This window comes from Bacteroides sp. MSK.20.12 (assembly GCF_019052435.1).
In the GTDB taxonomy this organism is placed as follows: domain Bacteria; phylum Bacteroidota; class Bacteroidia; order Bacteroidales; family Bacteroidaceae; genus Bacteroides; species Bacteroides xylanisolvens.
The window spans coordinates 1-11,813 of record NZ_JAHQVH010000034.1 but is presented as its reverse complement, the minus strand read 5'-3'; the positions used below and the strand labels follow the sequence as shown (position 1 = coordinate 11,813).

14 protein-coding genes and 1 tRNA gene are annotated in these 11,813 nt (G+C 43.4%); 10 read left to right on the top strand and 5 right to left on the bottom strand.

Going from position 1 to position 11,813, the window contains the following annotated elements; translation table 11 throughout:
- The first annotated feature begins 165 nt into the window (after positions 1 to 165).
- The 6 genes from KTR06_RS16830 (at position 166) to KTR06_RS16810 (ending at position 3,515) form a co-directional block, all read left to right on the top strand.
- On the top strand, positions 166 to 951 hold the full coding sequence (locus KTR06_RS16830) for a glycerophosphodiester phosphodiesterase family protein (protein WP_243636449.1): 786 nt from the start codon (positions 166 to 168) through the stop codon (positions 949 to 951).
- A gap of 13 nt (positions 952 to 964) precedes the next feature.
- Positions 965 to 2,320, top strand: a complete 1,356-nt coding sequence (locus KTR06_RS16825) for an MFS transporter (RefSeq protein WP_120067433.1) — start codon at positions 965 to 967, stop codon at positions 2,318 to 2,320.
- Between the two features lie 126 nt (positions 2,321 to 2,446).
- Complete coding sequence (locus KTR06_RS24665) at positions 2,447 to 2,581, top strand: hypothetical protein (RefSeq protein ID WP_004302294.1); 135 nt, start codon at positions 2,447 to 2,449, stop codon at positions 2,579 to 2,581.
- A gap of 8 nt (positions 2,582 to 2,589) precedes the next feature.
- The gene (locus KTR06_RS16820; RefSeq protein WP_004315521.1) at positions 2,590 to 2,835 is read left to right on the top strand and encodes a hypothetical protein; all 246 of its coding nucleotides are present in this window, start codon (positions 2,590 to 2,592) and stop codon (positions 2,833 to 2,835) included.
- Positions 2,836 to 2,944: 109 nt separating this feature from the next.
- The gene (locus KTR06_RS16815; protein WP_120067452.1) at positions 2,945 to 3,247 is read left to right on the top strand and encodes a type II toxin-antitoxin system RelE/ParE family toxin; all 303 of its coding nucleotides are present in this window, start codon (positions 2,945 to 2,947) and stop codon (positions 3,245 to 3,247) included.
- Positions 3,213 to 3,515: a helix-turn-helix domain-containing protein gene (locus KTR06_RS16810; protein ID WP_120067432.1), complete on the top strand. Its 303-nt coding sequence runs from the start codon at positions 3,213 to 3,215 to the stop codon at positions 3,513 to 3,515. The genes KTR06_RS16815 and KTR06_RS16810 overlap by 35 nt, the downstream gene beginning before the upstream one ends.
- Positions 3,516 to 3,754: 239 nt before the next feature.
- Here the strand turns inward: KTR06_RS16810 and KTR06_RS16805 are convergent, their stop codons facing one another.
- Entirely contained in the window at positions 3,755 to 5,872 is a 2,118-nt protein-coding gene (locus KTR06_RS16805; protein ID WP_008021582.1) for a BT4734/BF3469 family protein, read from the bottom strand.
- A gap of 87 nt (positions 5,873 to 5,959) precedes the next feature.
- The gene (locus tag KTR06_RS16800) at positions 5,960 to 6,190 is read right to left on the bottom strand and encodes a DUF4248 domain-containing protein (protein WP_004302304.1); all 231 of its coding nucleotides are present in this window, start codon (positions 6,188 to 6,190) and stop codon (positions 5,960 to 5,962) included.
- 193 nt (positions 6,191 to 6,383) lie between these two features.
- On the opposite strand from KTR06_RS16800, the gene KTR06_RS16795 reads away from it, so the two are divergent.
- Genes KTR06_RS16795 through KTR06_RS16785 form a run of 3 tightly spaced genes read left to right on the top strand, consistent with a single transcriptional unit; the run spans position 6,384 to position 7,505 of the window.
- On the top strand, positions 6,384 to 6,887 hold the full coding sequence (locus KTR06_RS16795; protein WP_004305836.1) for an HU family DNA-binding protein: 504 nt from the start codon (positions 6,384 to 6,386) through the stop codon (positions 6,885 to 6,887).
- On the top strand, positions 6,884 to 7,075 hold the full coding sequence (locus KTR06_RS16790; protein ID WP_004302306.1) for a hypothetical protein: 192 nt from the start codon (positions 6,884 to 6,886) through the stop codon (positions 7,073 to 7,075). The genes KTR06_RS16795 and KTR06_RS16790 overlap by 4 nt, the downstream gene beginning before the upstream one ends.
- Positions 7,062 to 7,505 (top strand): N-acetylmuramoyl-L-alanine amidase, encoded by a 444-nt coding sequence (locus tag KTR06_RS16785; RefSeq protein ID WP_008021584.1) that lies wholly within the window; start codon positions 7,062 to 7,064, stop codon positions 7,503 to 7,505. Before KTR06_RS16790 ends, KTR06_RS16785 begins: the two co-directional genes overlap by 14 nt.
- Positions 7,506 to 7,532: 27 nt before the next feature.
- Here KTR06_RS16785 and pflA read toward each other — a convergent pair whose 3' ends face one another.
- Positions 7,533 to 8,261, bottom strand: a complete 729-nt coding sequence (pflA, locus tag KTR06_RS16780; protein ID WP_217290597.1) for a pyruvate formate-lyase-activating protein — start codon at positions 8,259 to 8,261, stop codon at positions 7,533 to 7,535.
- Between the two features lie 15 nt (positions 8,262 to 8,276).
- Positions 8,277 to 10,505, bottom strand: coding sequence for a formate C-acetyltransferase (gene pflB / locus KTR06_RS16775; RefSeq protein ID WP_004308785.1), 2,229 nt, complete (start codon positions 10,503 to 10,505; stop codon positions 8,277 to 8,279).
- A 240-nt stretch (positions 10,506 to 10,745) separates the two neighbouring features.
- On the opposite strand from pflB, the gene KTR06_RS16770 reads away from it, so the two are divergent.
- Positions 10,746 to 10,830, top strand: a tRNA-Ser gene (locus KTR06_RS16770).
- Positions 10,831 to 10,990: 160 nt separating this feature from the next.
- Here the strand turns inward: KTR06_RS16770 and KTR06_RS16765 are convergent.
- A partial coding sequence (locus KTR06_RS16765) for a 3'-5' exonuclease (RefSeq protein WP_305863123.1) occupies positions 10,991 to 11,813 on the bottom strand: 823 nt, incomplete at its 5' end.

Below are 11,813 nucleotides of genomic sequence, written 5' to 3'. Positions count from 1 at the left end.
GATAGGAAAAGAGAAGGAAGAACGATAAAATAATGAATGAATATTGAAATGAGATTATATTGTATTTTATTATATGTATTTATATTATCTGGATTGCATGCTCAACAGGCAGAAAATAGGGAATATCGAAAAAATCAAACCTTTATAGGGAATGATAGTGATATTATGGTTGTATCTCACCGTGCCGATTGGCGTAATGCACCAGAGAATTCATTACAAGGTATACAAAACTGTATTGATATGGGAGTTGACATGGTGGAAATAGATTTAAAAAAAACGAAAGATGGACATTTGGTGTTGATTCATGACAGAACGGTAGATCGTACAATGAATGGAAAAGGGAAAGTGGAAGATTATACCTTGGCGGAATTGAAAGCAATGCAGTTGAAAAATGGGGTAGGTTGTAAAACGAGACACCAAATTCCTACATTAGAAGAAGTCATGCTGCTGTGTAAAGGGAAAGTTATGGTAAATATTGATAAAGGATATGATTATTTTCAGGAAGTTTATGCTGTTCTTGAGAAAACAGGAACAATAGAATGTTGTGTAATTAAAGCCGAACTTCCTTACGAACAAGTTAAAGCAGAAAATGGTGATGTGTTAGATAAAGTAATTTTTATGCCTGTTGTGCAGCTTCATAAAGAAGGAGCGGAAGCTGTCATTGATAGTTATCAGACACACATGAAACCTGCTGCCTATGAACTGGTTTTTGATAATGACAGTCCGGAGATTCTTAATTTGATAAAGAAAGTACGTAATACAGGCTCTAATCTTTTTATAAATTCGCTTTGGCCTGAACTATGTGGCGGCCATGATGACGACCGTGCAGTAGAACTTCATCAGCCGGATGAAAGTTGGGGCTGGATTATTGACCAGGGAGCCAAGCTAATTCAAACAGATCGTCCTGCTTTATTATTGGAGTATTTGCGTAACAAGAAACTTCACGATTAAACGCACTTCCTTCATGTTGAAACAACTAATCAATTTTTACAAGGTCTCTTCACCGAGACCTTGTAACGGAGAAGCTTTGTCTTCATCCGATACCCGTCGTCTGAAGTTTCTGAAATGGTCTACTTTCCTTTCTGCGACTTTTGGTTACGGTATGTATTATGTGTGCCGTCTTAGTCTGAATGTCGTAAAGAAACCTATTGTAGATGAAGGAATTTTTTCGGAAACAGAGTTAGGCATCATAGGTTCCGTATTGTTCTTCACCTATGCCATCGGAAAATTCACGAACGGTTTCTTTGCCGACCGTAGTAATATCAACCGTTTTATGACTACCGGTTTATTGATAACTGCTTTGGTTAACCTCTGTCTCGGTTTTACTAATTCTTTTATCCTGTTCGCTATCCTTTGGGGGATTAGCGGCTGGTTTCAATCTATGGGAGCAGCCTCTTGTGTAGTAGGGCTTTCTCGTTGGTTCACGGACAAAGAGCGCGGTTCATACTATGGCTTTTGGTCTGCGAGCCATAATATCGGCGAAGCGTTGACTTTTCTGATAATAGCCTCAATTGTCAGTGTGTTGGGCTGGCGGTATGGTTTCTTCGGAGCCGGTATAGTGGGATTGATAGGAGCGTTGATCGTCTGGAAGTTCTTCCATGATACTCCCGAAAGCATGGGATTTCCTTCGGTGAATGTTCCCAAACAGAAAAAGGAAATGAGTGAGACAGAAACGGCTGATTTTAATAAAGCACAGCGTCAGGTATTGCTGATGCCTGCCATTTGGATACTGGCTCTTTCGAGTGCTTTTATGTATATCAGTCGTTATGCTATCAATAGTTGGGGCGTTTTTTATTTGGAAGCTCAAAAGGGTTACTCCACCTTGGATGCCAGTTTTATCATTTCTATTTGTCCGGTCTGTGGCATAATCGGTACTATGTTTTCAGGTGTTATTTCTGATAAGTTATTTGGTGGACGTCGCAATGTTCCTGCGTTAATTTTCGGGTTGATGAATGTATTTGCTCTCTGTCTGTTTCTCTTAGTTCCGGGAGCTCATTTTTGGATAGACGTGTTGGCAATGGTTCTTTTCGGTTTAGGTATCGGAGTTTTGATCTGTTTTCTGGGTGGTTTGATGGCAGTGGATATTGCTCCCCGTAATGCTTCGGGTGCTGCATTGGGAGTAGTCGGTATTGCCAGCTACATCGGAGCCGGATTGCAGGATGTGATGAGCGGTATATTAATAGAAGGGCAAAAGACTGTTCAGAATGGCGTTGATGTTTATGACTTCACGTATATCAATTGGTTTTGGATTGGTGCTGCTTTGCTTTCGGTGTTGTTTGCTTTGCTGGTATGGAATGCAAAATCAAAAGAAGTGGATTAAAGTGAGTACATTAGGTTAGAATATAAGTCTTTGTTTTCGAGGTATTAGACACCATTCCGGGAAGTAAGTAATGATTGCTTATCTTTCTGGAATGGCTTTTTTATAATCAATTAAATAGAAAGTTTTATGGAAAATTCATTGAATGATGAATTATTGTGTTCATTGAAAGATGAACTTCGTGAAGTAACTGCACAAATCAATGTGCATAGTGAAAAATTAATGGATCTGCTCGACCAAAAAAAAGAATCGTCGGTCAACTGACTCGAGAGATGTCGCATCTCACGCCTGTCATCATCGAGTATCGGGGAAATCCGAAGCAATATGTCTCTGTTGTGCTCGATGCCATCAATCTGGGTAGGTTGACATATGACGGAGTAGCAAATTGCGAACAGACTTTTCGTGCGTTAGCAAGCGTTGTAGATGTGATAAGTCCTAAGAATGGGAAAACGCTTAGTGTAGAGACGCTGGTGTCTTATGAGAAGAAAAAGCGTGCTGGAGAATTTGAGGAAAAATAATATAAAATAAAAAGACGATTGTTGTATAGTTGAACAACAATTCGCATATTTGCAGTATGGAAAGCCTCAACGTAACCTCCGTGCATACGGAGGTTACGTTGAGGCTTTCATGGAGACTTTAACCGAAAAGGAACAAGATAAAATCCAGTATGGACTACTCTTGTTGAAAACACAAGAAAGACTCTCCACTAAATTTGTAAAATTTGTTCAGGACGGAGTTTTTGAACTTCGTACAGAATATAATGGTAATATATACCGGGTATTTTTCATTTTTGATGATGGAAATATTGTATTGTTGTTTAATGGCTTTCAAAAGAAGTCGCAAAAAACACCGGGTAGTGAAATAGATAAAGCATTAAAAATAAAGGAGGAATATTATGCAAATAAACAATCATCAAATAGTAGATTATGACGCTGTTCTTGATGCGAAATTTGGAGCAGAAGGTACTCCCGAACGTGCGGAAGCAGAAGAAAAAGCGTATGCTTTCTACACCGGGCAAATTATCGAAGACGCAAGGAAAAAGGCTAAGATTACTCAAGCAGAGTTAGCCCGACGTATCGGTTCCGACCGTTCTTATATTTCAAGAGTGGAAAGTGGTCAGACAGAACCTAAGGTTTTTACCTTCTATCGCATCATGAATGCGTTAGGTTGTAGGATCGAATTTTCGATGTCTTTATAAGAAGCGATTAAAAAAAACATGGTGGGAAATTTGAAAAAGACAGTTATCTTTTTCAAATTTCCCACCGTTTTTTTGAGGAAGAAAAAGGAAAAGGTGAGGGTAGGTGAGGGTAAATTTCTAACATTCGTATTTTTTTTTTAGAAGAAAATAGAAGAATAGAAATAAGAAATATAAAAATGAAAAGTTGCAAAAGTACCCTCACCAACCCTCACCTTTTTGCGTGCGAAGGAGATGAAATCTTATTCATATAGCCTGTTTGATTTCACCTGTTCCGTATCAATAATGAATACAGTGTATCTTCTCCCGTTTTTTCCCTTATGAAATTCGAAGCCGTGTTTGGACATCACTTTTCCTAGTTGGGCTTTGGTTCCGTGAGAATATTGATACCCCGTCCGTTCGCGAATCAATTCCGCAATTTCAGTGACCGTCAGATAATGCACCTTTTCGAAACGTTCCGGTTTGCGGATATGTGTCAACACCAGTTCTTCTTCCGGTGAGTGGAAAATGAAATCCTCGTTGTTCTCTTCAATCCGTGAGTTTTCCGACTGGGTGAACCAATACTGATACCCCGGCTTGTTGAGCAGATACTTGATTTGTGCATACAACTGCGCGTAGTTTATTTTGATAAACTCCATCGAGTTGACATGAAAGCAGAGAAAACGGCGGTTACCAGTGGTGTCGTGAAGCACTTCCTGATAATTGCATGTGCCGGCAAAAGAAGCCGTGTGAGGAAAGTTCTGTGAACGCCGCGCGTATGGCAGGCGGATGCTGATTACTTTGCGGGTAACCAAATCCTTGAAGATATTCAGTTCCCGTCCGTTCATCCCTTCAAACTCATCCAGATTGATAAGCATCGCCTGCGCTATTTTGGCCAGATCATCCTTGTTGTTCGGGTTGATAAGACCGGTAGAAAGATAGGCGCGCAATTCGGGCGGCAGCAGGTTGTTGATAAACGTAGTCTTTCCGATGTTCTGTATTTCGCTGCAAAGCAACAAAACAGTGTGGTTCACCACATCGTCTTGCGTGGCGGCAGCGCACATTCCCACCAGATAACGTTCCAGACATTCTACCCAAAATTTCTGGTGACTAGTATGCACGCTGTTGGCAAGGATACCGATATAATCCGTTCCGTCCCATTCAGGCAGCGAGTCTAAATACTCGCGAATAGGATGGTAGGTGCTGCTGAAGTCGGAGTAGATCAGATTCTGAATCGTTTTGACGGTGCACGAATAGCCTAGTTCGTTCATCTCCATCCAAATGCTGTTTTCCATCATTTCGTCGAGAATATGGAAAGGTTCCGGTTGCTCCGTGTCCGTTTTCCTTCTGCGATATTCCATGATATGAAGCACTTCGTTGTAGCGTGTATCGTAATTTTCTTTGATATGTTGCTCAATCTGTAATATTCGCTTCTGCGTACTATTCAGCTTGCGGGTGTCGAATTCCTCGTTGTGTCCGTAAGCACTCCCGATCAGTGCGTCCATTTCATCCGCGGGAAGATCGGTGAACTGGCTCTTGATAAAAGCTGCCGCCTCTTCCTGGGGGACGCCGTAGCGATTGTACATACAAGCCAGGCAATGCAGGTAGTTGTTCCGGTTGCCGGTGACGTACTTTTCGGATTTATTGTGATAATAGTTCAGAGTCACCATTAAGGAAGCGTGCGAGGAATGGTAGTTGAGTGCCACTTGTTCGGTGAGGGGATTGTTGTCTGGTGCTGTCGTCTTTTTCTTTTTGCCGGATGCCCTTTTCTTCTTTTGAGACTTGAAGAACATCGGTGGCTGTTCCACGATGACAGCTGTGGCATCGGGATTGAAATAAATATCCGGATCGTAAGAGAACAGGCAAGTACGGCTGACATCTTGTCCGGAAGTGTCGACCTCAACTCCGCAGAGCTGGGCATAAAAGGAAGCGATTTTGTGATAAGCGGCATGATGGAAATCTTCAATTTCCTGAATCGTTTCGGGCAATGTCCCGTCCGTCCGGCATACACGTACCACGATTTTCAGTCCCATTCCTTTGGGACTGATGAAAGCGATGCGGGTGTGGGCACACTTTTTTGCCAGTGCGAGGATGCGTGCCAATGCTTCCTGTGTCTGATGGTCGATGTCTACCACGATGTATCCCAGATACTTGACGAGAGTTGCGTTTGAACGTCCTCCCCGGTAGTTGGCTGAAAAGGTGATTTCCGGTAGTTCTATTTTCTTTTCGTTTGCTGCTTTCTCGCCTTGTTCCGCGAAGATTCGGCGCACGTCCTCCACTGTTTCCCGGTATGTGCCGTTGCTGATGGCCGATACGATTTCTTCTTCTGTCATTTCGGCTATGACGCGGTAAAAGTCTTGAAAGATGGTAAAATGCTCCATGTTGGTTTGTTCTTTTTAATTTGCGGTTGCAAAGAAATTTGTTTGTAAAATAATAGAATGGAACTTTTCGTTTTTTTGATTAAGTTCCTAGGGTTCTCCCAAATAGCGTATGATCGTTGCCACTTGCCGGGGAGAGAGAAGGCGGTTGCGGGCACGATAGCCTTCTTGTTCGAGTTCTTGCAGGAGCGGAAGGTTGTAGACAATCCAACGACGTAGTATTTGTAAGGCTACTTTAAGGCATACGTTGGGGTTGTAAAGATGAGCTAGTTCCGACTTTTTATAAGTGCGGATAAGAAACGGTTGGTCCGGATAATACATGATGAATGATGTTTGATTTATGCTATAAAGTTACTGAAAATTAATGGTTTATTAAAAGAATAACGTCATTATTATTCATAGAGTATCAGGAAACTTCGTTGGGGAATCCGGAGGGTGAAAAATGTGTTATCTTTATGTCGTTAACAAATAAGGAACGCGTTCGAAATGTGTGAAATCTTAAAATTATTTTATTATGGCAATGACAGTAACTTATTCAGTAGTGCCGCGCAAGAATCCTGCCAAAAAGGATGAGTCGGCAAAGTATTACGCGCAGGCACAGGCTTCGGGAGAGTTGGATTTTGAAGAGTTGTGCGAGGGAATCACCAGTCGGTCTACCTGTACGGAGACAGATGTGCGTGCCGCCATTTCGGGTATTCTTTATGAGGCGAAGCGTGCGTTGAAAGCGGGAAGAATAGTCCGGCTGGGTGATTTGGGCAGTTTGCAGATCGGGTTGAACAGTGAAGGAGCTGTGTCGGTCAAGGAGTTTTCAAGTTCGCTGATTACGGCTGCCCATATTATTTTCCGTCCCGGAAAGACGTTGGCGGACATCACGAAGATTCTTAGCTACCAGCAAGTAACGACGCGTGCAGTGGCCCAAACGGGCGGTAGCGGCAATGAAGGAGAGGACGATGACAAAGGTTCCGGTGGCGGTTCAGACGGTGGTGGAAGCGGAGAAGCTCCGGATCCGGCAGCATGATAACTTTAATATTGGATCAAATGAAAGAAATTGTAACTAAGATTTTGGATGTAATCATGTTCCTTGTGCCTTTCTTCGGAAAAAGAAAGCGGAACAGAATTGTGAGAGAGGTGCGCTTCAATGCTACCCATAAGGAAGTGTGTAATGTGAAAACGACGGAAAGGGAGAAGGACGATGAGAAAGATTAGTCTGATTGTGATTCACTGCTCTGCTACCCGTGTCGATCGCGACTTCACGGCGAAGGATGTGGACACTGCCCATCGCTTTCGGGGCTTTTCGTGTTGGGGGTATCATTATTATATCCGCAAGTCGGGACAGATAGAACCGATGAGGGATGAAGATACGGTGGGTGCTCATGCACGCGGTTTTAATGCGATTAGTTTAGGGGTGTGCTATGAAGGCGGGCTGGATGAGAACGGAAAGGCAGCGGATACACGTACTTCCCGCCAGAAAGAGGCGATGCATCGTCTGGTAAGCGAGTTGTTGCAGCGTTATCCGGATGCAAAGGTGGTCGGTCACCGGGACTTGAGCCCTGACACTAATTATAATGGAATTGTAGACCCCTGGGAACGGATCAAAGAGTGTCCCTGTTTTGAGGTGAAAGCAGAGACATGGTGATTTTTATCCTATTTATTACTGTGGTGGTTAATTGACCACCACAGTAGTGAAATACTCTTTAAATACCTCCGCGGCTTTTTCAAGTTGTTCGGGGGTATTTTCTTTTACGTCTTTCAGCTTGTATTCCTGCTCCATCGCTTCATACTTATGTACGCCTAATGTATGATAAGGCAGGATTTCCACTCGTTGCACCATCTTATATTTTCCCAGAGCCTCTCCTAAACGGTGGATGTCTTCCTCGAAATCGCTGTATCCGGGCACTAATACATAACGCAGCCAGAAAGGTTTCTCGTTTTCTTCCAGCCATGCTGCCGTGCGGATGGTTTGCTCGTTACTTCTTCCGGTCAGTGCCTGATGGCGTGCCGGATTGAACTCTTTAATATCCAGCAATACAAGATCCGTCAGTTTGAAAAGTTCTTCTACTTCTTCGTTCCAGATACCACCGTTGCTGTCTATGCATACATGTATTCCCTTTTCTTTCAGTTCACGCACTAAAGGGACTAGTGCTTTGGCCTGAAACGTAGGTTCTCCTCCGGAGAAAGTGACTCCTCCGCGTTTCCCGAAAAAAGGACGTTGGCTCATAGCCATGCGGACGATTTCTTCCGGTGGAGTAGGTGTGCCTCCTTTTCCGGCTATCGTGTCGGGATTGGCACAATACAGGCAGCGGAAATTGCATCCTTGAAGAAAAACGACGAGCCGTAAGCCCGGCCCGTCGAATGTTCCCATACTTTCGTATGAATGTACGTTTATCGTCATATTGAGTAGATCTGATTACATACGTTCGTGGAAGCTACGGCTGATTACTTCCAATTGATGTTCGCGGCTCAACTTCACGAAGTTTACGGCATAACCGGAAACACGGATTGTAAGCTGCGGATATTTTTCCGGATGCTCCATGGCGTCGTAAAGCATTTCACGGTTCAGCACATTTACGTTCAAGTGGTGAGCGCCTTTGGTGAAGTAACCATCCATCATTGTCACCAGATTTTCTACGCGATCCTCTTCAGTAGCTCCCAGTGATTTCGGAACGATGGAGAAGGTGTTGCTGATACCGTCTTGTGAGTCGCGGTAACGTAATTTCGCTACGGAACTCAAAGAGGCGATAGCACCGTTCTTGTCACGTCCGTGCATCGGATTGGCTCCCGGAGCAAAAGCGACACCTTTGGCGCGGCCGTCGGGAGTAGCACCTGTCTTCTTGCCATACATCACGTTGGAAGTGATGGTGAGCAAAGACAGAGTAGGACGGGCATTCTTGTAAACCGGAAGTTTCTTCAATTCTTCGCTGAAGAAATAGACCAGGTCAACACCCAGATGGTCTACCTTGTCGTTGTCATTACCGAAGCAAGGGAATTCGCCTTGAATATCGAAACCTTCTGTCAGACCGATGTCGTTGCGGCGTGCAGTCACTTTGGCATATTTGATGGCCGACAGTGAATCGAGGGCGATAGAAAGTCCGGCTACACCGTAAGCAAGGTTGATGCGTGGGTTGGTATCTACAAGAGCCATTTGGGCTTTTTCGTAGTAATACTTATCATGCATATAATGGATGATGTTCATCGCTTCGTTGTAAACACGGGCGATTTCTGTCAATACCTTCTTGTAGTTGCTCATTACTTCTTCGAAGTTCAGTGTGTCGCTGGTTAGTACGGGGATATTTTTCACCATTACCGTACCGGTGTTTTCGCAACGTCCGCCGTTGATGGCAAGCAGCAGGGCTTTTGCCAGGTTGCAACGTGCGCCGAAGAATTGGATTTGTTTTCCGATTTCCTGATAAGATACGCAGCACGCGATTCCGTAGTCGTCAGACTGGCGCACTTCACGCATCAGGTCGTCGTTTTCATATTGGATGGAAGAAGTGTCGATAGATACTTTTGCGCAGAATTCTTTGAATCCTTCCGGAAGTTCCGGGCTCCACAATACAGTCAGGTTCGGTTCCGGTGAAGGGCCGAGGTTGTAGAGTGTTTGCAGGAAGCGGAAAGAAGTCTTTGTCACCTTTGTGCGTCCGTCGTTGAGGCGTCCGCCCAGAGATTCGGTTACCCATGTCGGGTCGCCCGCAAAGATGTCGTTGTAAGATTGCATACGCAGGTGGCGCACCATACGCAGTTTGATGACAAACTGGTCGATCAGCTCCTGTGCGAAAGATTCTGTGATAGTTCCTTTGCTCAATTCATATTCCATATAAATGTCGAGGAACGAAGAGACGTTACCCAGTGACATGGCAGCACCGTCTTGTTCTTTTACGGCAGCAAGGTAAGCCATGTACACCCATTGTACTGCTTCTTGTGCGGTGTAGGCAGGACGGCTCAAGTCGAGTCCGTAGTATTCGCCCATTACCTTCATGTCCTTCAATGCCTTGATTTGCTCTGCCACTTCTTCGCGCAGGCGGATGCGGGCTTCGGTCATCGGACCGGTAAGGTTACGCAAATCTTCTTTTTTTGCCTCAATCAGTCGGTCGATACCATAGAGAGCCATACGGCGGTAGTCGCCGATGATACGTCCGCGGGCATAGTTGTCAGGAAGTCCGGTGAGGAATCCCAGAGAACGGAACGAACGGATTTCTTCGGTATATACGTCAAATACTCCGTCATTGTGCGTCTTGCGGTAGTGAGTGAATATATCTTTTACACGGTCGTCCACTTCCACGCCGTTTTCATGGCAGGCTTTGCTCACCACGTTGATACCTCCGAAAGGTTTGATTGCACGTTTCAGAAGTTCGTCTGTTTGCAGACCGACGATCAGTTCGTTTTCTTTGTCGATATATCCGGCTTTATGAGAAGTGATGGTTGAGACGGTGACATTATCCAGTGAGCGTACTCCGTTATTGGCTCTTTCTTCTGCCAGTGCTTCGAGGCAGCGGTTCCATACAGCTTTAGTGCGTTCGGTAGGTCCTTCGAGGAAAGAAGCATCTCCATAATACGGAGTGATGTTGTGACTAACGAAATCTCTTACGTTGATTTCTGTGCTCCAAAGACCGTCTTTAAAGATCTTATTTAATTCCATAAATGATAAAATTAGAGGTTGTAGTTATCCTTTTCTTTAGAGCGCACAAAGTTACAACGTTTTTTCATATAATCAGCATAAATATGCTGTATTTTATGCTTTTCAACATAAAATACCTAGATATTGCTATTCTTTGGAAATGATGTTCGTGATTTTTTTTGTGAAAACTCTTGTAAGTTTAAAATATATTCGTACCTTTGCACCGCTTTTAACGAAAAGCACTTCTGAAAAGGAAGTTTTGGAGAGGTGGCAGAGTGGTCGATTGCGGCGGTCTTGAAAACCGTTGTACTGCGAGGTACCCGGGGTTCGAATCCCTGTCTCTCCGCAATAAATGCTGAAAATCAGTAAATTACAAAACAAACACCCAATTTTACACCCAAGAATGTAAAGTTGGGTGTTTTTGTATTATTTAAGATTATACCCTTAATAAGGACACACCCCAATGTTATTGGTGGTATAATTGCAAAAAGTTATTTAAAGCATTGTTATTGATTAAGTTTATTCAATCGCATAACGATTGACGTTTGACTTCTGCCCATTTTGTTTGCAATATATTTGACGCTCTTTCCCTCATTATGCAGTTTCAATAGAAATTGGTCTGCACTTCTTGTCCATCTCTTATTGGCATTGGGGTGCTTCACATAGCTATCTTCTGAAACCTTTTCAGGATGCAAAAATTCATCCACAAATACAGAGGGAAAACGCTTGTCATATAGCACAAGAGTTTTCATCTTTGCTCTTGTTATTGCTACATAAAACAATCTACGTTCTTCTCCATATGGGAATTGGTCGCTTTTAGTTAGTACATAGTTAAGCACAGGGTCGTCACTAACAAGAGACGGGAAGCCATAAGTATCCTTGTTACATTGCAATAGTATTACATAATCTGCTTCAAGACCTTTTGACTTATGTACGGTCAAAAACTCTATTTTTTGTCCTCCTATCACATAGTAGAATCTATTACCCTCCTTTATAGATTGATACATAAAGGAGAGGTAGTAATCATCAAAAGAATAACGCCCTAATAGGAATATTGATTTATCCGATGGAATAGAAGCCACAAGTTGCCCTATCGTATTGCAGTAATCTCGTCTATCGTAAGCATAGAATTCCAACTCAGTTCTCATTTCAGAACTGAACGAATGGATATTCTTTTGTATTTGGGCTTTATTGCGTTGTATGAAGTTCGAAGACAAAGAAACCAAAGGTTCTCCAAATCTGTATGTCGTTTCAATCTTGTTTATCTCCGTTGTTCCAAAATATTCGGGGAATTGATTGAATAGAGCCATATCACTTCCCGAAAAACGA